Here is a 23,261-nt window from a genome sequence, read left to right on the forward strand (position 1 = left end):
CGCGCAGAAAATTAGATGGATATTAAACAGTTAAAATATTTAATCGCACTCGACGAGACCCGGCACTTTGGTAAAGCCGCCTCGCAGTGCAACGTCACCCAGCCGACCCTCTCCATGCGCATCCGCAGCCTGGAAGAGGAGCTGGGGCTGGTGCTGATTGTGCGCGGGCAGCGCTTTGAAGGGTTTACGCCGGAGGGTGAACGCATCCTCGCGTGGGCCCGCGCCCTGCTGGCCGCACACGACGGGCTACAGGCGGAAGCCGCGCTGTGCAAAGGACAGGTGGTAGGCGAATTACGGCTGGGAATGGTGCCGCTGGCGAGCGTGGATCCGATGATCTTTATTCGCGAGCTAACGCAAAAATACCCGGAGCTGACCTATAGCCTCTATTCCATGTCCTCAGCGCAGATTGCCGACGGCGTCAGCCGCAACCAGCTTGAGCTGGGAATTTGCTACCTCAACAGCATCGACACCAGCCTGTTTGACGTTATCCAGCTGCCAAAAACGAAGATGGGCCTGCTGCACGACGTCCGCCATTTCCAGCTCGGCCAGGCAGCGCTGACGTGGCACGACCTGACGGATTTTCCGCTGGGGTTCCTGACCAAAGGGATGCATTACCGGGCGCATATGGAGGCCAGCTTTAAATCTGCAGGCATCGAACCGACGTCCGTTTTCGAGAGCGACTCGACGTTCCAGATCATTCAGGCGGTTCAGAGCGGCGTGTGCTGCGCCGTCATGCCGCTGAACAACGGGCTGGAGGCACTGAACAGCAATTTCAGGATTGTCCCCATCGCCGATGCGAACATTGAGGCCCCCGTCGGACTGATTATGCGCAGGCAGAAGCCCATCTCCTCGCTGGCGCTGCGCTGTTTTACCGACGCGCAGGAGATTTATCACGCGGACAATGAGGCGTAGGCCTCGCGCGTCACCACGCTAAAACCACCGATCAGCACCGCGTCGCAAATCTCCCGATGTTCCGGTGAACTCACCAACTCGTGGAGCGCATCGCGAATGGCGTTAAGCGCTTCAGGTGAGGTGTTATGCGAGGTAATCAGCGGCAGTCCCGGCGTCAGCGGAGTACGGTCAATGACCGCCAGCCCCGCAAGCCGTTCCGGCTCATGGCGCTGCAGCAGCGCCCAGGTCACGCAGTCTATGGCCGCAATATCCCCCGCCCCGCGTTTCACATCAATCAGCGACTGGCGATGGCTGCCGCTGAAGGACGTTTGCGCGAAAAAGGGACCACCGCTCAACAGGGGAGCCACTATTTTTCGCAGCGCATTGTAGCCGGACTGGGAATCCGGGGAATTACAGACCGCCCGACGTCCGCGAAAATCCGCCAGCGTCAGGTGCCGATCCTCCTCGCGCACCGCCAGAAAGCTGCGGTACTGGATCCCTTCGCAGCCCGGTGCCGTGTAGTGAAAACAGCCGACCACCTGCACTTCCGGAAGCTGCGTGACCAGCGGATAACCGCAGGTCTGGCTGAGGATAAGCGCAGGCTGTTGCCAGTGCCTCAGCAGATCGGACTCCGGCCAGCCGGGCTCGCGATCGACGGTCACATTGCGCGCAGCCAGCAGCCCCTTTACCGTCAGCCAGAGCGCGCGGGTGTCGGCGCGATCCACGGCATACATGGGAAACGCCAGCAGGTTACTCATACCCTTCTCCCTGTTGTTTTCCGGGGTGAACGGTGACGTCGACGGGTCTGACCCAGAACTGACGCAGCCATTCACCATAGCCCCTGACGAGAAAACCGTGGTTTCGCTGCTGGTACGCCTCCCGGTTTTGCTGGTAGATCGCCTTCAGCCCGTACCAGGGAACGCCCGGCAGATCGTGATGGACTGAATGGTAGTTGAGATTCAAAAACAGCACCCGCCAGAATAACCCGGCCTCGTTAATAACGGAGCGCGCAAGGGGATCGTCCGCCGCGCGATGTTCGAAAAACGATCGGATCTTGGTCAGCGCCAGCGCCGGATAGCTGACCGCCAGCACGAACCAGACGGGTGAAAAACCGGTATGCGTCATCCAGGCGAAGAGCGCCACCAGCAGCAAAACGTGAACCAGCCACATCGCCATCGCCCGCAGGTGAAGGTGACGAAATGCCGCCATGGCGCTGCCCAGCGTCTGCAGGATATCCAGCAGCGGCGCCAGCATCAGCCGCCCGGCGAAGGTATTCCGGGCGCGGATGACGCGTTTCTGCCACGGAGAAAAGCGCGCCCAGCTCTCGTCGGTAAAATAGTACGACTCCGGATCATCCACCGGATGGGTCAGGCTATGGTGCCGATGATGGGCAAGATGGGAGTCCCGGTACAGGCCGTACGGATACCAGACCGCCAGCGGGAGCGTGCCAAACAGCTGGTTGAGCCAGGCAAAACGCGTGGGGTGTCCGTGGATCAACTCATGCTGCAGGGACATGTACCAGGCGGTAAACCCGATCAGCAGCAGCGTGGCGGGCAGCAGGCCGAGCGTTTGCCAGAACGCCAGCGTGGCAAACCAGCCGGCATAAATAGTGACGATCAACAGCCACGTGGGCAGTTCGCTTCGCCATAAAAAACCCGATGCGAGATGGCGGATTTGTTCGCGTTGTTGCGGATGTAAATAGAGGGAGCTTCGTTGACTCATTCCTTCAGACGCCGTTTCGCCAGAGATAATTCTCTGAAGATCGGGGATAACGCCTGAAATAACAAAGAACTTAAATCGCATTGCTTTGCCAGAAACGTGGAGCGCACACGCCGCTTGACTTATTCTGTGATAAAGGTACTTTTCAGGACATGAAGAAGATCCTGATTATCGTTCCCGACGGCGGCATGCTGTTTGAAGCCGCCGGTATCGCCGACATTCTGATGCAGGCCAACCGGCTGCATCCGGAAGGTCTTGCGCAGCCGCGCTACCGGATTATCATCGCCACCACGCAGCCTCACCAGGTGATCCACGGCCAGTCCGGCCTGAATCTGCTGGCGGACTATCGTCTGCCGGAGCTGGATCCGCGTGAACCGCTGGACACCATTATCATCACCGGACGCGGCATGAACGAGCTGGAGAGCACGGCGGTGGTGGACTGGCTGCACCTCGCTGCGCCGCATGCCCGGCGGGTAGCCTCTATCTGCGGCGGTGCGATGCTGCTGGCCCAGACCGGCCTGCTGGACGGTCGGCGCGCGACCACCCACTGGCGGCTGCTGGAGACGATGCAAACTCAGTATCCGGCTATCCGCGTCGAAGGCGGTCCGCTGTATATTCAGGATGGCCCCATCTGGACCTCCGGCGGCGTGAGTTCCGGGTTCGATCTGACCCTGGCGCTGGTGGAAGACGACTACGGATTTACCCTCGCCCGCGACGTGGCGCAGGATATGGTGATGTATCTGCGCCGTCCCGGCGGCCAGCTGCAGTTCAGCCGTTACAGCCTGCAGCAGCCCGGCACATCCGGTCCGATAAGCGAACTGCAAGCTTGGATCCTGCAGAACCTCACCGCCGACCTGTGCGTGGAAAATCTGGCCGAGAAAGCGGCGATGAGCCCGCGTAATTTCACCCGCGTGTTTACTCGCGACGCGGGCGTCTCTCCGGCCCGCTACGTGACCGAAGCGCGTCTGGCCGCGGCCCGCCAGCTGCTTGAGCAGACCCATGACTCCCTTGAGCGCGTTGCCGAGCAGAGCGGGTTTGGCACCAGCATTAACCTGCGCCGCATCTTTGAGAAACATCTTCACCTCACGCCCGGCGAGTATCGCCAGCGCTTCCACTGCCGCAAGATGGCGTAATCTGATCCTTTTTTGTCGTTTACGCCAACCGGCCCTACGCCTACAGTGACTCCAGACAACAGAGATAAGGAGTGCACCATGGTTAAGGTCGGTATTAACGGTTTCGGCCGTATCGGACGTAATTTCCTGCGCGCGGCGCTGGGCAACACGGATCTGCAGATTGTGGCCATTAACGATCTGACGGACAGTAAAACCCTCGCCCACCTGCTGAAACATGATTCCCTTCTGGGCAAGCTGCCCGCGCCCGTTGAAGCGGCAGACGGCGCGCTGCAGGTAGACGGGCAGCGAATCGCCGTATTTAGCGAACGCGATCCGGCGAATATCCCGTGGCGTGACGCCGGCGTTGACGTGGTGATTGAGGCCACCGGCTTCTTTACCGAGCGGGAAAAAGCGGCGGTGCATATTACCCACGGCGGCGCTAAGCGCGTCATCATTTCCGCTCCCGGGAAGAACGACGACCTGACGATTGTGATGGGGGTGAATCATGAGCAGTACGATCCCGCCCGTCACGCGGTGGTGAGTAACGGCAGTTGCACCACGAACGGCCTGGCGCCGGCCGCTCAGGTGCTGCATCAGCAGTTCGGGATTGAGCATGGCCTGATGAATACCACGCATGCCTACACCAACAGCCAGGCGCTGCACGATCAGCCGGAGAAAGACCTGCGCGGCGCGCGCGCGGCGGCGCTGTCGATTGTGCCTTACTCCAGCGGTGCGGCAAAAGCGCTGGGGAAAGTGATCCCTTCCCTTGACGGCAAACTGACCGGGTATTCCCTGCGCGTGCCGGTCCCGGTGGTGTCGATTGTGGATTTAACGGTAACGCTGAGCCGTAACGTAACCGCCGAAGAGGTGAACGAGGCGTTCCGCAACGCGGCCGCCAGCGGGCCACTAAAAGACATTCTGGGCTATAGCGATGAGCCGCTGGTCTCCAGCGATTACCAGGGCGACCCACGCTCCTCAATTATCGACGGGCTTTCCACGCTGGTGATTGGCGGGAACATGGTGAAGATCCTGGCGTGGTACGACAACGAGTGGGGCTTCTCTAACCGCCTGGTGGATTTGGCGGTGCTGATGGATAAGAAAGGGCTGTAAGCCTGAAGCCGGGTGGCGCATGCGTTCACCCGGCAAATCATTCACTCTGCTTTTACTTTCACACCCATAAACACGATCACCATCGCCATCACCAGCAGGAAACCGCTTCCCGCGAATACGCCGCTGGCGCCGTTGAGGTCAAATACCGCCCCGCCCCCGGCCGCCCCGGCACTGATTGCCAGCTGAATTGAGGCCACCAGCAGCCCGCCTGCACTTTCGGCTTCATCCGGAACGGTGGTAGCAAGCCAGGTTGACCAGCCCACAGGAACCAGACCAAATGCAAAGCCCCACAGCGCGACCAGGAACCCGTCCAGCATAGCCAGATGACCAAATGCCACCATCGTGAGCGCGAGAACGCCCATCGCGAACGGCACCAGCGCCAGCGTCAGGCGCAGATTGCGTGCCAGCAGATGCCCGGCAACGGAGGTGCCGACAAAGTTGGCGAGCCCAAAGCCGAGCAGGATCAGCGAAATGGTCTCAACGCTCGCCTGCCCCACCGTTTCCAGGAACGGACGCAGGTAGGTAAAGAACGCGAAATGGCCGCTGAAGATCAGGATGGTCGCCAGCATGCCGCCGATCATCCCCGGACGACGCAGCACGCGGAACAGCGTACTCAGGCTGCCGCTGCTCTCCGGCTTCATGGACGGCAGGACCCAGAGCTGCCACAGCAGCGCCAGCATGCTCGGCAGAATGCAGAGCACAAAGACGTTGCGCCAGCCGATCAGGCTGCCCAGGTAGCTACCCAGCGGCGCCGCGACCACCGTGGCTATCGATACGCTGGAGAAGATCACCGCCAGCGCTTTCGGCACTTTATCTGCCGGAACCAGACGCATCGTGGTCGCCGTTGACATCGCCCAGAATCCCCCGATGGCTACCCCCAGCAGCAGACGTCCCATCAGCAGGACGTGAAGATTGGGCGCAAAGGCCACCAGCAGGCTGGAGATAATTTGCAGGACCGAGAAAAACATCAGCACCCAGCGGCGGTCGATGCTTTTGGTCGCCGGCGTAATCAGCAGTCCGGTCACCAGCGCCACCAGCGCGGTAGCGGTGACGGCCTGTCCGGCCATTCCCTCACTCACGCCCAGGCTCGCGGCCATCGGCGTTAACAGACTGGCGGGCAGAAATTCTGCCGTAATCAAACCAAACACCCCCAGCCCCAGTGAATAGACGGCCCGCCAGGCGGGTTTTGCAGGCGCTACCGCCTCGCTCGCCGCGACACATGAATTCATCTGTTTTTCTCCCGTTATAAAAATGTGACAACTGTCGCAAAAGCATAGAAGGTTCACCCTGGACGATCTATGACATATAATCTCCACTTATTGATTATTCGTCCGGAGTTGCGCCATGACCGTACAGTCACCCGATCTGATCAGCGAACTCTTACGCGGCATGCGCCTGTCAGGGGTGAAATACCGGCGGATTGAAGCCAGCTCGCCGTTTGGCGTCGCGTTCCACCACGCCCCCGGCAAAGCGCAGTTTCATTTCGTGAGCCACGGCAGCGCCCTGCTGCGAATGGAGAGCGGTGCGGCCTTTCAGCTGAGCAGCGGCGATGCCCTGTTTATTCCTGGCGGCAATTCCCATGCCCTGCTCTCCGACGAGCGGGCCACCATTACCCCGGTCAGCGACTTTCCCAGCGAGCCTATCTGCAGCTCGGTCTGCGCCATCACCTGCGAGCCCTGCCCAGAAAGCGAGAACACCATCATCTTTAGCGGGTGCATGGATTTTGAACTTGGCGGGATGCAGCCGCTGATCAAGGCGATGCCGGAAGTGATGATGGTCAGCCGGCTGATGTCCACCTGGCCGGAGATCCACCCGCTGCTGGCGGCGATGGAGCGGGAGTCCGTGGCGCGTCAGGCCGGGTACGCCGGGATCCTCGCGCGTCTGGCCGACGTGGTGGCGGCGTTAATCGTGCGCGGCTGGGTTGAAGGCGGCTGTGGTAAAGCCACCGGCTGGGTGCAGGTTCTGCGCGACCCGCGCCTGAGCCGAGCCATTTACGCCATGCACCAGCAGCCCGGCCTGAACTGGAGCGTGGCGGATCTGGCAAAAGAAGCGGGCACGTCCCGTTCCGTGTTCGCCGAACGGTTCCTGGCCGCGACGGGAACCACCCCGGCAAAATATCTCAGCGAGCTGAGGATGCGGCTGGCCATTCAGTACATTCGCCACGAAAATCAGCCGATTGAAACCGTCGCGCTGCGGCTGGGATACGGCTCTCTGGCGGCATTTAGCCGGGCATTTAAGCGGATTATCGGGCATGCGCCGGGCACGCTGCGGGAAGCCAGCCAGACGCCGGAAGAGGTCTGACTGGCCAGCAATTTTTAACGCGAAGCGGGCAATATTCGTCTAAGGTTTTCAGGTGATTGACAACAGCGGTCACGCTGTTTAGTGAAGACAGGAGACGAACTAATGATAAGACCTCGTACACTACGCCCCGCGTTCTTGCCCCTTGCGTTAGGAGGCGCGCTGCTCGGCGTAACGACTTTCGGTTATGCCGACGATAGCCCCGCAGCCCAGACAACCTCACCCGATATTTTGCTGGGCCCGCTGTTTAATGATGTGCAAAGCGCCAAGCTGTTTCCCGATCAGAAAACCTTTGCTGATGCCGTCCCCAAAAGCGACCCGCTGATGATTCTGGCGGATTACCGGATGCAGCACGCGCAGTCCAGCTTTGACTTACGCCACTTTGTCGAGATGAACTTTACGCTCCCTGCGGAAGGGGAAAAATATGTTCCGCCTGCTGGACAAAGTTTACGTGAGCACATTGACGATCTCTGGCCCGTACTGACGCGCACCACGGATAAAGCCAGCAACAAATGGGATTCCCTGCTGCCGTTACCTAAACCTTACGTTGTGCCCGGCGGACGTTTTCGCGAGGTCTACTACTGGGACAGCTATTTCACCATGCTGGGCCTGGCCGAGAGCAATCACTGGGACAAAATCAGCGACATGGTGGATAACTTTGCGTATGAGATTGACACCTTCGGCCACATTCCCAACGGCAACCGCAGCTATTACCTGAGCCGCTCCCAGCCGCCGTTTTTCTCAATGATGGTTGAACTGCTGGCGACCCACGACAGCGATGCGCTGAAGAAGTACCGCCCGCAGATGGAGAAAGAGTATGCCTACTGGATGGACGGCGTCGACGCCCTTCAGCCGGGGCAGGCTAACAAGCGCGTGGTGAAGCTGGACGACGGCGCTATCCTCAACCGCTACTGGGACGACCGCGATACCCCGCGCCCAGAGTCCTGGCTTGACGATGTGAATACCGCCAAAAGTAACCCTAACCGGCCTGCGACCGAGATCTACCGCGATCTGCGTTCCGCTGCGGCCTCGGGCTGGGACTTTAGCTCCCGCTGGATGGACGATCCGCAAAAGCTCGGCACCATCCGGACCACCAGCATTGTCCCCGTGGACCTGAACGCCCTGATGTTCAAGATGGAAAAACTGCTGGCGCGGGCAAGCCAGGAGAGTGGCGACGCCGCCAGCGCAAGCAAATACGAGGCGCTGGCAACGGCGCGTCAGAAAGCCATCGAGAGCCACCTGTGGAATGATAAAGAGGGCTGGTACGCGGATTACGATCTCAAGAGCAAGAAGGTTCGCAATCAGCTCACGGCGGCAGCCCTGTTCCCGCTTTACGTGAAGGCGGCGGCGCAGGATCGGGCCGATAAAGTCGCCGCGGCAACCTCGTCGCGCCTGTTGAAACCGGGCGGTATTGCGACCACCACCGTCAACAGCGGCCAGCAGTGGGATGCGCCAAACGGCTGGGCCCCGCTGCAGTGGGTGGCCGCGGAAGGGCTGCAGAATTACGGACAGGAGAAGGTCTCGATGGACGTGACCTGGCGCTTCCTGAAGAACGTTCAGCATACTTACGACCGCGAAAAGAAACTGGTCGAGAAGTATGACGTGTCGACAACCGGTACGGGCGGCGGCGGCGGTGAGTATCCGCTGCAGGATGGCTTCGGATGGAGCAACGGCGTGACGCTGAAAATGCTGGATCGGGTCTGTCCGAAAGCAAAACAGTGCGACAGCGTGCCGGAGAATCAGCCTGCGGCGAATGATGAGGCTGCGCCGGTGAAAGCTGCGGCGCAGTAAGGGAGTATTGCCGGGTGGCGGCTACGCCTTACCCGGCCTACGTTGCGAGCCCTCTCCCTCCGGGAGAAGGTTAGCCAGTAAGTTTTGAGCAGAAGCAATAACGTTGTTTCAGAACGCCTGAACGCTTTCAGCGATGCCATGGTCCGGCTGTAAATCGCTGAGGCGTTTGCCTTCCGGCCGGGGCGAGGCGCATGGATGCGCCGAGAGGGCGGGCTTTACAGGGATGTTACCTCCGCCCGTCCCCGATAAGCCGGAAGGAATACGCCGAGGGCACCGCGAAGCGGCGATTTACCGCCGGGAGCCCGGGTTGCCAGGGTGGTGGCGACTGAGCCACCCTGGCACGTTCACCGGTCACATCGTTACAGAGTAGCAAGGAACATAAAGTGAACGGAATGACCACCGGCGCCGTATGTTCCCCCTCACCCCAACCCTCTCCCTCAAGGGAGAGGGGGCAGTCCGATTGCGCATTTTTGACGGGGTTCCCCTGGTTCCTTAGAAACTATAACTCGCCCCTAGCTGATACGTCCTGTCACGCCCAATCCAGCAGTTGGTCGCGTCGTAGCAGGTCAGCGTCTCTTTATTAGTGATATTCTGCGCGCTGGCTTTAAGCGTTAGCCCTGCCAGCGAGGGCAGGATTTCACCCATCCGGTAGGAAGCCGCCAGATCGTACTGCGTGGTGCCGCCCAGCTTACCCGCATCGTTTGCCGGAGAGATTTCCATCGGCCCGGTGTAGCGTGCGCCAGCCCCCAGCATCAGTCCTTTCAGCGGCGTGTTGTCAAAGGTGTAATCCCCCCAGAGGTTGAAGGCATTCTCCGGTACCTGCGTTGGACGTTTGCCTTTGTACTTGTCATCTTCCCGGTTGATCGCGTGGGTGTACGCATAGTTGGCAATCAGCGTCAGGTTGTCCGTCGGACGGCTGATGGCGGAGAGCTCTGCCCCTTTGGATTCCACTTCCCCGGTCTGACGATAGTTCAGGAAGCCCGGATCGGAGGTGACGACATTTTTCTGACGGATGTTAAACACCGAAGCGGTAAAGGTGGTGGCGTAGTCGGCCAGCAGATATTTTACCCCGCCCTCCACCTGCTTGCTGGTGGTCGGTTTGACGTCTTTCGCCACGAGCGTGCCCTGCGGTGAGACCGGCGCAAAACCTTCTGAATAGCTGATAAACGGCGAAATCCCGTTATCGAAGGCGTAAAGCGCGCCCAGGCGTTTGGTGACGCGGTCCTGCGATACCCAGGCTTTATCACCGTTTTGCAGGTAGTTGGTGGTGACGGAGCGGTAATCGTCGTAGCGCAGGCTGCCCAGCAGATTGAGGCCGCCAAACTCTACCTGATCCTGCAGATAGTAACCGTTTTGCTGGTAGCTGAGACGGTTTTTCTGGGCGGTATAGAGCCCCAGCGCGCTTTCCTGGATCTGAGAATAGTCAGGATGCCGCATATCGATACCCGGCGTGGCCGACGCGTAGCGATAGTGGAAATGGGAGTTCAGCTTCTGATAGTCAAACCCGGCCAGCAGATGGTGTTTCCACTCGCCCAGCGCAACGGTTTTGGTCACCTGGTTGTCGATGTTGAAGCTCTTAAGGTCTTCATCGGTGGTGTAGGCAAAGCGGTTGAGCTGATACGCCTCGCTTCCCGTCCCTGTCGCGTAGACGCTGCGCTGGTGGGTATCGACGTCGAAATAGCGCGCCTTCTGATTAAAGCCCCAGCCGCTGTCGAATTCATGTTCAAAGCTGTAGCCCAGCATCCACTGACGCTGCTTAAACCCACTCCACTCATCTCCGGCGTAATCGCGCTTGCCCGCATATTTCGAGCGCAGGTAGGCGAGCGGCAGCGGGTTAGACGGCGTCAGGCTCGGGGTGTTTTGCGCCAGCGCGTCCAGGGTAAGGCGGGTTTTGCTGTCGGGCTGCCAGGTGACGGACGGCGCAACCAGGTAGTTTTCATACCGGGTGGTGTGCGGCTGATCGTCGTTTTCCGTCGCTTTGCCCAGCAGACGGTAATTCCAGTCGCTGTCGGCAATCTGCCCGGTTGAATCGAGGTATCCCTCTTTCAGATTACGGTTTCCGGTGTTAACGCCGATTTCGGTTCGGGCTTCCCGCTGCGGTTTTTTACTTTGAATATTCACCAGCCCGCCCGGCGAACCGCCGCCGTAAAGAACAGATGAGGGGCCTTTCAGGATATCAACGCTGTCAATCAGCAGCGGATCGATGCGCGCTTTGGTATTGCCGGTGACGTTATAGGGCAGCTGCAGCCCGTTGTAGAACTCCTGGTCAACGGTGAAGCCACGAATTTTATATTCGCTCATGTAGGAGGTATTCCCCCGCACCTCGGTTGAGACGCCTGGGGCATAGCGCAGGATTTCATTCACCGAATTCGCGTGACGCTTTTCAATTTCCGGCGCAGAGAGGGTCGTGATGACCTGCGGCGTTTTACTTTCAGCAACGGCCGATTTCGTGGCGCTGTTCGTCCAGGCCGGCAGCGCGCTGCCCTGCTCTGAGCCCGTGACGACGATGGTGGATTCTTCGGCGAACGCCGGGACCTGCAATGCCAGCGTGACGGCCCCTGCCAGGGCGCAAAGCGTAAAACGTGAGGTATTCATAATGTCGTCTTGTTGTTAGATGCAATACGGAACGACAATTATTATCATTTAGATTAACAAATCAATACTCAGGCAAAAAAACGGCCCTCCGCAGAGAGCCGTTTACGTCAATTTATGCTCGTCGCAGTAACCTAAATATGCCCAGCACCACAATGGCACCCACGACAGCGACCAGAAAACTGTGCAGGTCGAAACCACTTATGTTGCCTCCAAAACCAAACATCGTCGCCAGCCAGCCGCCCACAACCGCACCAACGACCCCGAGTACACAGGTCAAAATAAAGCCACCGCCATCGTTTCCCGGCATGATCAGTTTAGCGATAGCGCCAGCAATAAGACCAAAGATAATCCAGGCGATGATACCCATAGCGATGCCCTCTTGCAGGTTTAACGCGTGCGCAGAAAACCTTCTGCACAGCTAACTTAAGTATAGGTCATCGCCGGAAAACCATTTTCATGTCACCGACTTATCTTTGCCTAAACAGGCAAAAAAAACTCACCGGTTTGTATTAAGTTTCATTGCAGATTGCCGATAACGCTAAGACAGTCTGTCATCAATCAAGGAGCCATCCGGCGTGAGTCATTACAGTGAGCAGTTCCTCAAGCAAAATCCGCTGGCTGTATTAGGGGTATTACGCGACCTGCAAAAAGGTGAAGTGCCGCTGCGCATCAGCTGGTCGAATAATCAGTTCATCAGCAAGATCCTTGACGCCTCGCAGGATCGGCTGGTGATTGATTTAGGCAGTCAGGAGTATGAAAACCGCGCGGCGCTGAAAGCGGAGAATATCGCGGTGATGGCCGAAACGCAGGGCGCCAAAGTGGAGTTTGTCCTGTCGCGGCTGGAACTGAGCGAATATCAGGGACTGCCGGCTTTTGTTACCCCGCTTCCGACCAATCTCTGGTTTGTTCAGCGTCGTGAATATTTCCGCATCAGCGCCCCGCTCCATCCCGCCTATTTTTGTAAGGCCAAAATGCCGGACAAAAAAGAGATCCGCTTCCGCCTCTTCGATCTGTCGCTGGGCGGCATGGGCGCGCTGATGGATACGCCGAAACCGGAAGGGCTGGTAGAGGGCATGCGGTTTTCGCAAATCGAACTGGATATGGGTGGCTGGGGTCGCTTTTATTTCGATGCGCAGCTGATTGCCATCAGCGACCGCACCGTCGTGGACAGCAAAAATGAAACCATCACCACGCCGCGTCTGAGCTTCCGTTTCCTGAACGTCGGGCCCGGCGCAGAGCGTGAGCTTCAGCGTATTATCTATTCCCTGGAGCGGGAGGCGCGGGAACGCGCAAATAAAGTCCTGTGAAGAAATCGGGCAGCGTGACCGCCGCCCGTCTGCGGCATTACATGGCATCCATCGCTTTCTGTACTTTCCAGATATAACGAGGCGCCTGTGGTGCCGGGTGATTTTTCGCCACATGCTCAAAGAATTCGTCTTTGTCCATGTCGTTAATCTCTTCTATCGCCTCTTTGCGGTCAGAGGAGAAGGTTCTGAGCAACGCGCCGGCACCGTTAACGTAAGACACCACCAGCGCGTACTGCATCACCTCTGGATCCTTAATCCCCTTCAGCACGCCATGCTCCATAATGCTCAGATAGGCCGTGCCCATTGAAATGTTGCGTTCCGGGTTCTTCAGCTCGCTGGTCGACGGCTGGCCGCTCCAGCCCATGTAGCGATAAACCTCTCTCCCCGCCGTTGACGCTTTAAGCTGCATCAACCCCACCGCGTTGGACTTGCTGACAAGCGTGGGATTACCGCCGGACTCCACCGCAATGATCGCCGTGATGAGACGTGGGCTGACGCCCCAGGCCTTCCCGGCTTGCTCACTGATCGGCATCCACTGCATGGCCCGTTTCACCGGCACTTCCGGGTTCCAGGGCGGGTTTTGATAATTATGTTTTGAACTACAGCCAGCGAGCAACACAATCAAAAAAGCAAACCATCTCAATTTCACGTCATCTATCCTTATAGCCGGTCATCGCGGTGCGCCGCCTCTTGAAGCGGGCGGCGTATAAGCGGCATGATATAGACAATTAGTTTCTCATTCAGCAAGGAATTGCCATGTCTCAGTTTCATCTTATCGCGCCGTCGGGCTACTGCATTAACCAGGACGCGGCGCAGCGGGGCGTTCAGCGTTTGCTGGAATCTGGCCATCAGGTAGAAAATCAGACGATTATCCCCCGCCGTCAGCAGCGTTTTGCCGGTACCGAAGCGCAGAGGCTGAATGATATCAATAGTCTGGTGAACCTGACGGGCGAAAACCGGATTGTGCTTGCGGTGCGCGGCGGATATGGTGCGAGCCGGCTGCTGGAGAGCATTGACTGGCAGGGGCTGGCGCTGCGCCAGCAGCAGGATCCGCTGCTGATTTGCGGCCACAGCGATTTCACCGTCATCCAGCTCGGGCTGCTGGCCCTGCATAACGTCATCACCTTCAGCGGCCCGATGCTGGCCGGTAACTTCGGCGCACCGGAGCTGGATGCGTTCACCGTCGAACATTTCTGGCGCGCGCTGCGTAACCCTACCTACAGCGTGGAGTGGCAAGGCAATGGACCGCACTGGGAGTGTGAAGGCCAGCTCTGGGGCGGTAACCTGGCGATGCTGGTCTCGCTCATCGGCACGCCGTGGATGCCGCAAATCGAGGACGGCATTCTGGTGCTGGAAGATATCAACGAACATCCGTTCCGCGTCGAACGCATGCTATTGCAGCTTTATCATGCCGGTATTCTTGAACGCCAGTCCGCGGTTGTGCTGGGCAGCTTCAGCGGCTCTGCCCCGAATGACTATGACGCAGGTTACTCCCTGGAGACCATGGTCGACTTCGTTCGCTCGCGGCTGGATATTCCGGTCATCACCGGTCTCGATTTCGGCCATGAGCAACAAACCGTGACCCTGGCGCTGGGGGCGCACGCCACCCTGATCCACAATGATTCCGGCAGTCGGCTGACCATCAGCGGCCATCCTGTCATAAAGGCATAAAAAAGCCGTTATACCCCCTTAATAAAACGCTGTTGCCGTTGTTAATATGTTAGGGTTTTAGTAACAGCGTTAACATTGAGGTGGGAGTAAGAGAACATTGGATGCCGCAGCGATAATCAGCCTTTTCATTTTGGGTTCCGTCCTTGTAACCAGCAGTATTTTATTAAGTTCATTTTCATCGCGTCTCGGCATACCTATTCTTGTCATTTTCCTCGCCATCGGCATGCTCGCCGGCATTGATGGCATTGGCGGTATCCCATTCGATAACTACCCTTTCGCCTACATGGTGAGTAACCTCGCGCTGGCGGTGATCCTGCTGGACGGCGGGATGCGCACCCAGGCAAGCTCCTTCCGCGTGGCCTTAGGGCCTGCGCTGTCGCTCGCCACGGTCGGCGTGTTGATTACCTCTGGCCTCACCGGAATGATGGCCGCGTGGCTTTTCCATCTCAATATCATGGAAGGTTTGCTGATTGGCGCCATCGTGGGCTCAACCGATGCGGCAGCGGTATTTTCCCTGCTCGGCGGAAAAGGGCTTAACGAACGCGTCGGCTCCACGCTTGAGATTGAATCCGGCAGTAACGATCCGATGGCGGTGTTTCTCACCATTACGCTTATCGAGATGATCCAGCAGCACGAGACGGGCCTGAGCTGGATGTTTGCGTTACATATCCTGCAACAGTTCGGGCTGGGGATTGTTATCGGCCTGGCGGGGGGATACCTCTTACAGCAGACGATCAACCGCATCTCGCTGCCCGCGGGGCTTTACCCCCTGCTGGCGCTGAGCGGCGGCATTCTCATTTTTGCCGTCACCACCGCGCTGGACGGCAGCGGCATTCTCGCCGTCTATCTCTGCGGGTTCCTGATGGGCAACCGCCCTATTCGCAACCGGCATGCCATTTTGCAGAACTTCGACGGTCTGGCCTGGCTGGCGCAGATCGGCATGTTCCTGGTGCTCGGTCTTCTGGTCACACCATCGGACCTGCTGCCGATCGCCGTTCCGGCGCTGCTGCTGTCCGCGTGGATGATCTTCTTCGCGCGTCCGCTGTCGGTATTTGCAGGCCTGCTGCCGTTTCGCGGCTTCAACCTGCGCGAGCGGGTCTTTATCAGCTGGGTGGGCCTGCGCGGCGCGGTGCCGATTATCCTTGCGGTGTTCCCGATGATGGCCGGTCTGGATAACGCGCGGCTGTTCTTTAACGTGGCGTTCTTCGTGGTGCTCATTTCGCTGCTGTTCCAGGGAACCTCGCTCGGGTGGGCGGCGAAAAAAGCCAAAGTGGTGGTCCCGCCCGTGGGCTGGCCGGTCTCCCGCGTGGGGCTCGACATTCACCCGGAGAACCCGTGGGAACAGTTTGTCTATCAGCTGAGCGCCGACAAATGGTGCGTGGGGGCCTCGCTGCGCGATTTGCACATGCCGGCCGAAACGCGCATTGCCGCCCTGTTCCGCGATAATGTCCTGCTGCACCCTACCGGCAGCACCCGCCTGCGCGAGGGGGATATTCTCTGCGTGATTGGTCGCGAGCGCGACCTGCCCGCGCTGGGCAAGCTGTTCAGCCAGTCCCCTCCGGTGGCGCTGGATCAGCGTTTCTTCGGCGATTTTATTCTGGAAGCGAGCGCCAAGTTTGCCGATGTGGCGCTGATTTACGGCCTGGATGAAGGTGCTGAAGACGGTGATAACCCGCAAACGCTGGGTGAAATCATCCAGCAGCGGCTTGGCGCTGCCCCGGTCGTAGGCGATCAGGTTGAGTTTGCCGGGATGATCTGGACCGTTGCCGAAAAAGAAGATAACGCGGTGCGGAAAGTCGGTTTAAGGCCGATGGAGGAGGAAGCGGAGTAGTTTTTTTGCCGGGTGGCGCTAACGCTTACCCGGCCTACAAAACCCTAGAACGTAGGTCGGGTAAGGCGAAGCCGCCACCCGACACAACCATTCGTTACACCGTCACAACCGGCACTCTCGGTGCCAGCGCGCACATCAATTCGTACCCCACCGTGCCCGCCGCGGCAGCAACGTCATCAATCTTAATTTCGTTACCCCACAGCTCCACCGGTGAACCGATGCCCGCCTGCGGGCATGGCGTCAGGTCAACGGCCAGCATATCCATAGATACGGTGCCCACCGTTCCCGTGCGAACCCCATCGACCCAGACCGGCGTGCCGGTCGGCGCGATGCGCGGGTAGCCGTCGGCATAGCCGCCCGCCACGATGCCAATCCGCTGCTCGCCCTGTGCCCGGTAGCGGCTGCCGTAGCCCACCGTGTCCCCGGCCTTCAGCGTCTGCACGCCGATGATTTCACTGCGCAGGGTCATGACCGGCTTCAGGCCGCTGTTGGCGATATCCTGCCACTGGCCTGAGGGAGACGCACCGTACAGAACGATCCCCGGACGCACCCAGTTGTAGTGCGCCTCGGGATGCCACAGCGTGGCCGCCGAGTTCGACAGCGAGCGCGGGCAATCCAGCCCTTCTGCCGCCTGCTCAATGCGGACCATGGCATCGGCAATACCGTCGGGTTTTTCCGCGTCGGCAAAATGCGCCATCAGCGTCATTTCGCCCACGTTTTTCATGGCGCGCAGCTGCTGCCAGACCTTATGCACCCGCTCAGGCTGAAAGCCCAGGCGGTTCATGCCGCTGTTCACCTTAAGGTAGATATCCAGCGGAGCATGGAGTTTCGCATCCTGGATCGCCTTAATCTGCCAGTTGCTGTGAACGCTGGTGGTCAGCCGGTACTTGTCCAGCAGCGGCAGATCGTCCGCGTGGAAGAACCCTTCCAGCAGCAGTATGGGCCCTTTCCAGCCGCGCTCGCGCAGCAGAATGGCCTCTTCCAGATTCAGGAGCGCAAAACCGTCGGTCGCGCTCAGCGCGCTCCAGATACGGTCGATACCGTGGCCGTAGGCATTCGCTTTCACCACCGACCAGACGCGCGAACCCGGTGCCGCCCGACGAACAATTTGCAGATTATCCTTCAGGGCCTGCAGGTTCAGCTGGGCCAGAACAGGACGGGACATGACAACTCCTTAGCTATGCGCGCCGTGCAGGTGCTGTGGACGCGAAGGCGTAAACCCCGATTGATAGCGTGCGGCGCTTAAATCGTCAAACGGAATTGCCGGCGTGCGCCCGGAAATCAGGTCGCTCAGCAGCTGGCCCGATCCGCAGGCCATCGTCCAGCCGAGCGTGCCGTGTCCGGTATTGGTCCACAGGTTTTTGAACGGCGTGCGGCCTACGATCGGCGTGCCGTCCGGGGTCATCGGACGCAGGCCGGTCCAGAACGTCGCCTGCTCAACAAAGCCTCCGCGCGGGAAGAGATCGCCCACGACCATCTCCAGCGTTTCACGACGCGGCTGCAGCAGTTCGGTGTTGAAGCCGACAATTTCCGCCATGCCGCCTACGCGAATGCGGTTGTCGAAGCGGGTAATGGCGATTTTGTAGGTTTCGTCCAGAATGGTCGACACCGGGGCGCCGCTCTCTTCTTTCACCGGAATGGTCAGCGAGTAGCCCTTCAGCGGATAAACCGGAATGTCGAGAATGCCTTTCAGCATGGCGGTGGAGTACGAACCAAACGCCATCACGTAGGCATCCGCTTTGATCACCTCGTCGCCGCACTTCACGCCGTAAATTTTTTCCCCTTCCGACAGCAGCTTGTCGACGGAGGTGTTGAAGCGGAACTTCACCCCCGCCTGCTCGCACATTTGCGCCAGTCGTTGCGTAAAGAGCTGGCAGTCGCCGGTTTCGTCATTCGGCAGGCGCAGGCCGCCCGTCAGCTTATGCGCCACTTCCGCCAGCGCCGGTTCAACCTGGCCAAGCTGGCTGGCTTCCAGCAGCTGGTACGGTACGCCGGCATCTTCCAGCACGGCGATATCGCGGGTGGCATTTTCGTACTGTTGCTCGGTGCGGAACAGCTGCAGCGTGCCGCCCTGGCGGCCTTCATACTCAATCCCCGTCGACGCGCGCAGCGCTTTCAGACAATCGCGGCTGTATTCCGCCAGGCGCACCATGCGCCCTTTGTTCTCCATGTAGTGGCGGGTGTCGCAGTTGCGCAGCATCTGCCACATCCACTTCAGCTGGAACTGCGTGCCGTCAAGGCTGATGGCCAGCGGCGCGTGGCGCTGGAACATCCATTTAATCGCTTTCAGCGGAACGCCCGGCGCAGCCCACGGTGCAGCATACCCCGGAGAGATTTGCCCGGCGTTCGCCGCGCTGGTTTCAAGCGCGGGACCGGATTCACGATCGATAACGGTTACGTCATGTCCCGCCTGGCTTAAATACCAGGCGCTGGTTACCCCAACGACACCACTTCCCAGTATGACAACACGCATAGCCACTCCATTATGTGCAAAAGAACAATCTTCTAATTACAGATTGATAACCTAGTTGAAAATATTATTCAACATACGACTTTTTTATGGTGACTTACCTCACACATCCCCCAGCATCAGGGGATAGTGCTAATTTGGGATCTCCTGCTGCGCGTTATTTTTAACCAGCATAATATGCTGAGGCATACCGTTTTTTTGCCGTATCAAAAACGCGAAATCGCAAAGAAAAAATTTCTGCCCCAGCACGCTTTTTAACACGTTGATCTATGCTTGAAAGGAGGCTCTCCAGACAGAGAGAGCACCCACAACGAGGGCGCGCTAATGGCTACTATTGATTCCCTGAACAAGGACAACACACGTCTGAGCGATGGACCCGACTGGACCTTCGAGCTGCTGGATGTTTACCTCGCCGAAATCGACCGGGTCGCAAAGCTGTATCGTCTGGATACCTATCCCCATCAGATTGAAGTCATTACGTCCGAACAGATGATGGACGCCTACTCCAGCGTCGGGATGCCGATTAACTATCCGCACTGGTCGTTTGGTAAGAAATTTATTGAAACGGAACGGCTGTATAAGCACGGCCAGCAGGGGCTGGCGTATGAGATTGTGATTAACTCCAATCCGTGTATTGCCTATTTGATGGAAGAGAACACCATTACCATGCAGGCGCTGGTGATGGCGCACGCCTGCTACGGGCATAACTCTTTTTTCAAGAATAACTACCTGTTCCGCAGCTGGACGGATGCCAGCTCCATCGTCGATTACCTGATCTTCGCCCGTAAATACATTACCGACTGCGAAGAGCGCTACGGCGTGGACGAAGTGGAAAAACTGCTCGACTCCTGCCACGCGCTGATGAACTACGGCGTGGACCGCTATAAACGCCCGCAGAAAATCTCCCTGCAGGAGGAGAAGGCCCGGCAGAAAAGCCGCGAAGAGTACCTGCAAAGCCAGGTGAACATGCTGTGGCGTACCCTGCCGAAGCGTGAGGAGGAAAAAACAATCGCCGAAGCGCGCCGCTATCCGTCCGAGCCGCAGGAAAACCTGCTCTATTTTATGGAGAAGAACGCCCCGCTGCTGGAGCCGTGGCAGCGTGAGATCCTGCGCATCGTGCGCAAGGTGAGCCAGTATTTCTACCCGCAAAAGCAGACGCAGGTGATGAACGAAGGCTGGGCGACCTTCTGGCACTACACCATTCTTAACCATCTTTACGACGAGGGGAAAGTAACCGAGCGGTTCATGATGGAATTCCTCCACAGCCATACCAACGTTGTGTTCCAGCCGCCCTACAACAGCCCGTGGTACAGCGGAATAAACCCGTATGCGCTTGGTTTTGCCATGTTCCAGGACATTAAGCGCATCTGCCAGTCGCCGACGGAAGAAGACAGGTACTGGTTCCCGGATATCGCCGGCTCCGACTGGCTGGAAACGCTGCACTTTGCGATGCGCGACTTTAAGGATGAGAGCTTCATCAGCCAGTTTATGTCGCCGAAAATCATGCGTGATTTCCGCTTCTTCACCGTGCTGGACGACGACCGCAACAACTATCTGGAGATATCCGCGATCCATAACGAAGAGGGATACCGTGAGATCCGCTCTCGCCTCTCTTCCCAGTACAACCTGAGCAACCTTGAGCCGAATATTCAGGTGTGGAACGTCGATTTGCGCGGCGACCGCTCCCTGACGCTGCGCTATATCCCGCACAATCGCGCGCCGCTGGATAAAGGGCGTAAAGAGGTGCTGAAGCACGTGCATCGCCTGTGGGGTTTTGACGTGCAGCTGGAGCAGCAGAATGAAGACGGGAGCGTCGAGCTGCTGGAACGTTGCCCGGCGCGGTTGAATACGCTGTAGTGCCGCTTTTCTTTTGCCCGGTGGCGCTACGCTTACCGGGCCTACAAAGCCCGTAGGTCGGGTAAGGCGTAGCCGCCACCCGACGAAAAAAAACCTCTCGTATGAGAGGTTTTTTCTTTTAGCGAGTCTGAATCGCTAAATCACCCGGCAGCGTTTTCTGCATACGGTGCCAGATTTCACCGGAATCGTGACCGTAGCGGCGCACCGTCTCATAAACCTGATCGTGCAGGCCTTCGGTACAAAGCTTGCTCAGCTTATGGTAGAAGCCCAGCGCCAGGCTACGCGCTTCCGGATTGGCAAAGTAGTGGCGGCCAATGCGGGTATAAAGCCCTTTCATACCGTTGAGGATCAGGCCGTACACCGGGTTGCCGGAGGCAAACGCCAGGCCGCGAAACACGTTGTAATCGAGGGTGGCAAAAGCATCGGCATGATCTTCCACCTCGTTCGCCGTGGCCAGCACCGCAAGGGCGTCTTCCGGATGCTGACGGAAAGCGGTACGAATAAAGATCGTCGCGATGTTGGTGCGAACAGAGAGCAGATTATCAATGAGCTGCGGCACGCTTTCATGGTCGAGACGCGCCAGCGTTTCAAGAATGTTCAGCCCGGACGTTTCCCAGAAGTTGTTCACTTTCGTAGGCTTACCGTGCTGGATCGTCAACCAGCCATCGCGCGCCAGCCGCTGAAGCACTTCACGCAGCGTGGTGCGAGTGACGCCAATCAGTTCAGAGAGTTCGCGTTCAGCCGGAAGAATGGACCCTGCAGGGAAACGATTATTCCAGATGCTTTCAATGATGTACTCTTCCGCGAAACCCGCCGGGCTCTGCGCCTTAATGACCATAGTGAGATTTCCATTACACAGCTTTAGCAAATTGGACTCATCATACCAGAGGCACGCAGTGGCAGGTAGCGCGGCAAAGTGAGAAAAGAGGGATCGCCGTTTCATTTTTGTGAAATTTACAATGCAGCCTTATCCGTCTCCAGGCCGCGATTTTTGCGTATACTGATGTTTTGTCTTACTTGTCGGGAAGGACGTCTGTTGTGGAAATTTCTTTTGGGCGCGCGCTGTGGCGCAATTTTTTAGGCCAGTCTCCTGACTGGTATAAACTGATACTGTTGGTTTTCCTGGTCGTAAATCCCATCATTTTTAGCGTGAATCCCTTTATCGCCGGCTGGCTGCTGGTGGCGGAGTTTATATTTACCCTGGCCATGGCGCTGAAATGTTATCCCCTGCTGCCGGGCGGATTGCTGGCGTTTGAAGCCGTCGTCATCGGTATGACCAGCGCCGAGCATGTCAAAGCAGAGCTGGCGTCAAATCTCGAAGTGCTTCTGCTGCTGATCTTTATGGTGGCGGGTATCTACTTTATGAAACAGCTGCTGCTGTTCATCTTCACGCGCCTGCTGCTCAGCATTCCGTCGAAAATGTTCCTCTCGCTGGCGTTTTGCCTTGCCGCCGCCTTCCTGTCGGCCTTCCTGGATGCGCTAACGGTCGTCGCGGTGGTGATAAGCGTCGCGGTTGGGTTTTACGGTATCTATCACCGCGTGGCCTCCTCCCGCCCAAATGAGGACCTGCAGGATGACAGCCACGTCGAGGCGCATAACCGTGACGTGCTGGAACAGTTCCGCGCGTTTCTGCGCAGCCTGATGATGCATGCCGGCGTGGGTACCGCCCTGGGCGGCGTGATGACCATGGTGGGCGAGCCGCAAAACCTGATCATTGCCAAAGCGGCGGGCTGGCACTTCGGTGATTTCTTCCTGAGAATGGCTCCGGTGAGCGTACCGGTGCTGATCTGCGGGCTGACGACCTGTCTGCTGGTGGAGAAGTTTCGCCTCTTTGGCTACGGGGCGCAGCTGCCGGAGCCGGTACGTCAGGAACTGCATAAATTCGATCTGCAGAGCCGAAGCCAGCGGACGCGCCAGGAGACGCTACGACTGATTGCTCAGGGGATCATCGGCGTCTGGCTTATCGCGGCGCTGGCGTTTCATCTTGCCGAAGTGGGGCTGATTGGCCTGTCAGTCATTATTCTCGCCACCACCTTTACCGGCGTGACGGACGAACATGCCATCGGCAAGGCGTTTACCGAAGCCCTGCCGTTTACCGCCCTGCTGGCGGTGTTCTTTGCCGTCGTGGCCGTGATTATCGACCAGCACCTGTTCGCGCCGATTATTGCCTTTGTATTACAGGCGTCACCGGATGCTCAACTGTCGCTGTTTTACCTGTTTAACGGCCTGCTGTCGTCGATCTCAGACAACGTCTTCGTCGGGACGGTCTACATCAACGAGGCCAAAGCGGCCATGGAGCAAGGCGTTATCAGCGCCGGACAGTTTGAGCTGCTGGCCGTGGCGATCAACACCGGTACCAACCTGCCGTCGGTAGCGACGCCAAATGGCCAGGCCGCCTTCCTGTTCCTGCTGACCTCCGCCCTCGCTCCGCTCATACGTCTTTCTTATGGCAGGATGGTGTGGATGGCGCTGCCCTATACGCTGGTGCTCACGATCGTCGGATTGCTTTGCGTCAAAATTACCCTCATTCCCTGTACGCAATGGCTGGTACAAGCGGGTATACTTGCGGCGCAGTAAACTATGCATCTCGGGCAGTTCGCTGCCCGTTT

General features: G+C 58.4%; 19 protein-coding genes. 10 read left to right on the top strand and 9 right to left on the bottom strand.

Translation table 11 applies throughout. The features are described from left to right. The first annotated feature begins 15 nt into the window (after positions 1 to 15). The gene (locus tag P346_RS15430; protein WP_032658430.1) at positions 16 to 912 is read left to right on the top strand and encodes a LysR family transcriptional regulator; all 897 of its coding nucleotides are present in this window, start codon (positions 16 to 18) and stop codon (positions 910 to 912) included. Here P346_RS15430 and P346_RS15425 read toward each other — a convergent pair. Together P346_RS15425 and P346_RS15420 are read right to left on the bottom strand one after the other, a co-directional pair. Then, positions 891 to 1,649 carry a phosphate/phosphite/phosphonate ABC transporter substrate-binding protein gene (locus tag P346_RS15425; RefSeq protein WP_032658433.1) on the bottom strand — a complete coding sequence of 253 codons (759 nt, stop codon included), beginning with the start codon at positions 1,647 to 1,649 and terminating at the stop codon, positions 891 to 893. The two genes, P346_RS15430 and P346_RS15425, sit on opposite strands and share 22 nt — an antisense overlap. Further along, positions 1,642 to 2,613, bottom strand: coding sequence for a fatty acid desaturase (locus P346_RS15420; RefSeq protein WP_032659521.1), 972 nt, complete (start codon positions 2,611 to 2,613; stop codon positions 1,642 to 1,644). The genes P346_RS15425 and P346_RS15420 overlap by 8 nt, the downstream gene beginning before the upstream one ends. Positions 2,614 to 2,762: 149 nt before the next feature. Between P346_RS15420 and P346_RS15415 the strand changes: the two genes are divergently transcribed. Both P346_RS15415 and gap read left to right on the top strand, forming a co-directional pair. Then, a complete protein-coding gene (locus P346_RS15415) occupies positions 2,763 to 3,743 on the top strand; it encodes a GlxA family transcriptional regulator (protein ID WP_032658436.1) in 981 nt (326 codons plus the stop codon). Between the two features lie 78 nt (positions 3,744 to 3,821). Beyond that, entirely contained in the window at positions 3,822 to 4,832 is a 1,011-nt protein-coding gene (gene gap, locus P346_RS15410) for a type I glyceraldehyde-3-phosphate dehydrogenase (RefSeq protein WP_032658439.1), read from the top strand. Positions 4,833 to 4,873: 41 nt separating this feature from the next. Here the strand turns inward: gap and P346_RS15405 are convergent, their stop codons facing one another. Continuing rightward, the gene (locus P346_RS15405) at positions 4,874 to 6,061 is read right to left on the bottom strand and encodes an MFS transporter (RefSeq protein ID WP_032658441.1); all 1,188 of its coding nucleotides are present in this window, start codon (positions 6,059 to 6,061) and stop codon (positions 4,874 to 4,876) included. A 115-nt stretch (positions 6,062 to 6,176) separates the two neighbouring features. Between P346_RS15405 and P346_RS15400 the strand changes: the two genes are divergently transcribed. Further along, positions 6,177 to 7,133, top strand: a complete 957-nt coding sequence (locus P346_RS15400; protein WP_029740088.1) for an AraC family transcriptional regulator — start codon at positions 6,177 to 6,179, stop codon at positions 7,131 to 7,133. A gap of 102 nt (positions 7,134 to 7,235) precedes the next feature. Then, the gene (locus P346_RS15395; RefSeq protein ID WP_032658444.1) at positions 7,236 to 8,921 is read left to right on the top strand and encodes an alpha,alpha-trehalase; all 1,686 of its coding nucleotides are present in this window, start codon (positions 7,236 to 7,238) and stop codon (positions 8,919 to 8,921) included. Positions 8,922 to 9,413: 492 nt separating this feature from the next. Here P346_RS15395 and P346_RS15390 read toward each other — a convergent pair whose 3' ends face one another. Together P346_RS15390 and P346_RS15385 are read right to left on the bottom strand one after the other, a co-directional pair. Next, positions 9,414 to 11,516, bottom strand: a complete 2,103-nt coding sequence (locus tag P346_RS15390; protein WP_032658446.1) for a TonB-dependent siderophore receptor — start codon at positions 11,514 to 11,516, stop codon at positions 9,414 to 9,416. A gap of 112 nt (positions 11,517 to 11,628) precedes the next feature. Continuing rightward, a complete protein-coding gene (locus P346_RS15385) occupies positions 11,629 to 11,883 on the bottom strand; it encodes a GlsB/YeaQ/YmgE family stress response membrane protein (protein WP_008502662.1) in 255 nt (84 codons plus the stop codon). A gap of 208 nt (positions 11,884 to 12,091) precedes the next feature. Between P346_RS15385 and ycgR the strand changes: the two genes are divergently transcribed. Then, complete coding sequence (gene ycgR / locus P346_RS15380; RefSeq protein ID WP_032658449.1) at positions 12,092 to 12,823, top strand: flagellar brake protein YcgR; 732 nt, start codon at positions 12,092 to 12,094, stop codon at positions 12,821 to 12,823. A 37-nt stretch (positions 12,824 to 12,860) separates the two neighbouring features. Here the strand turns inward: ycgR and emtA are convergent, their stop codons facing one another. Next, complete coding sequence (emtA, locus tag P346_RS15375; protein ID WP_032658452.1) at positions 12,861 to 13,472, bottom strand: membrane-bound lytic murein transglycosylase EmtA; 612 nt, start codon at positions 13,470 to 13,472, stop codon at positions 12,861 to 12,863. Between the two features lie 107 nt (positions 13,473 to 13,579). Between emtA and ldcA the strand changes: the two genes are divergently transcribed. Then, a complete protein-coding gene (gene ldcA / locus P346_RS15370; protein WP_032658454.1) occupies positions 13,580 to 14,494 on the top strand; it encodes a muramoyltetrapeptide carboxypeptidase in 915 nt (304 codons plus the stop codon). Between the two features lie 97 nt (positions 14,495 to 14,591). Beyond that, a complete protein-coding gene (locus P346_RS15365) occupies positions 14,592 to 16,325 on the top strand; it encodes a potassium/proton antiporter (protein WP_032658457.1) in 1,734 nt (577 codons plus the stop codon). Positions 16,326 to 16,419: 94 nt separating this feature from the next. Here the strand turns inward: P346_RS15365 and dadX are convergent, their stop codons facing one another. Then, positions 16,420 to 17,490: a catabolic alanine racemase DadX gene (dadX, locus tag P346_RS15360; protein WP_032658460.1), complete on the bottom strand. Its 1,071-nt coding sequence runs from the start codon at positions 17,488 to 17,490 to the stop codon at positions 16,420 to 16,422. 9 nt (positions 17,491 to 17,499) lie between these two features. Further along, positions 17,500 to 18,798, bottom strand: coding sequence for a D-amino acid dehydrogenase (locus P346_RS15355; RefSeq protein WP_032658462.1), 1,299 nt, complete (start codon positions 18,796 to 18,798; stop codon positions 17,500 to 17,502). Between the two features lie 321 nt (positions 18,799 to 19,119). Here P346_RS15355 and P346_RS15350 point away from each other — a divergent pair, with 321 nt between their 5' ends. Further along, positions 19,120 to 20,652, top strand: coding sequence for a SpoVR family protein (locus P346_RS15350; RefSeq protein ID WP_032658465.1), 1,533 nt, complete (start codon positions 19,120 to 19,122; stop codon positions 20,650 to 20,652). Between the two features lie 118 nt (positions 20,653 to 20,770). On the opposite strand, the gene fadR is transcribed toward P346_RS15350, so the two are convergent. Next, positions 20,771 to 21,490, bottom strand: coding sequence for a fatty acid metabolism transcriptional regulator FadR (gene fadR, locus P346_RS15345; RefSeq protein WP_023312180.1), 720 nt, complete (start codon positions 21,488 to 21,490; stop codon positions 20,771 to 20,773). A 200-nt stretch (positions 21,491 to 21,690) separates the two neighbouring features. Here fadR and nhaB point away from each other — a divergent pair, with 200 nt between their 5' ends. Beyond that, entirely contained in the window at positions 21,691 to 23,229 is a 1,539-nt protein-coding gene (gene nhaB / locus P346_RS15340; protein WP_032658469.1) for a Na(+)/H(+) antiporter NhaB, read from the top strand. Positions 23,230 to 23,261: the final 32 nt, after the last annotated feature.

The organism is Enterobacter sp. DC1, from assembly GCF_000568075.1.
Classification (GTDB): Bacteria; Pseudomonadota; Gammaproteobacteria; order Enterobacterales; family Enterobacteriaceae; genus Enterobacter; species Enterobacter asburiae.

Coding starts and splice junctions, on each gene's coding strand:
- fadR (WP_023312180.1), bottom strand. CDS start 21,490: ATGGTCATTAAGGCGCAGAGCCCGGCGGGTTTCGCGGAAGAGTACATC.
- P346_RS15395 (WP_032658444.1), top strand. CDS start 7,236: ATGATAAGACCTCGTACACTACGCCCCGCGTTCTTGCCCCTTGCGTTA.
- P346_RS15415 (WP_032658436.1), top strand. CDS start 2,763: ATGAAGAAGATCCTGATTATCGTTCCCGACGGCGGCATGCTGTTTGAA.
- P346_RS15430 (WP_032658430.1), top strand. CDS start 16: ATGGATATTAAACAGTTAAAATATTTAATCGCACTCGACGAGACCCGG.
- P346_RS15425 (WP_032658433.1), bottom strand. CDS start 1,649: ATGAGTAACCTGCTGGCGTTTCCCATGTATGCCGTGGATCGCGCCGAC.
- dadX (WP_032658460.1), bottom strand. CDS start 17,490: ATGTCCCGTCCTGTTCTGGCCCAGCTGAACCTGCAGGCCCTGAAGGAT.
- P346_RS15390 (WP_032658446.1), bottom strand. CDS start 11,516: ATGAATACCTCACGTTTTACGCTTTGCGCCCTGGCAGGGGCCGTCACG.
- P346_RS15355 (WP_032658462.1), bottom strand. CDS start 18,798: ATGCGTGTTGTCATACTGGGAAGTGGTGTCGTTGGGGTAACCAGCGCC.
- ldcA (WP_032658454.1), top strand. CDS start 13,580: ATGTCTCAGTTTCATCTTATCGCGCCGTCGGGCTACTGCATTAACCAG.
- P346_RS15420 (WP_032659521.1), bottom strand. CDS start 2,613: ATGAGTCAACGAAGCTCCCTCTATTTACATCCGCAACAACGCGAACAA.
- P346_RS15405 (WP_032658441.1), bottom strand. CDS start 6,061: ATGAATTCATGTGTCGCGGCGAGCGAGGCGGTAGCGCCTGCAAAACCC.
- P346_RS15385 (WP_008502662.1), bottom strand. CDS start 11,883: ATGGGTATCATCGCCTGGATTATCTTTGGTCTTATTGCTGGCGCTATC.
- P346_RS15400 (WP_029740088.1), top strand. CDS start 6,177: ATGACCGTACAGTCACCCGATCTGATCAGCGAACTCTTACGCGGCATG.
- gap (WP_032658439.1), top strand. CDS start 3,822: ATGGTTAAGGTCGGTATTAACGGTTTCGGCCGTATCGGACGTAATTTC.
- P346_RS15350 (WP_032658465.1), top strand. CDS start 19,120: ATGGCTACTATTGATTCCCTGAACAAGGACAACACACGTCTGAGCGAT.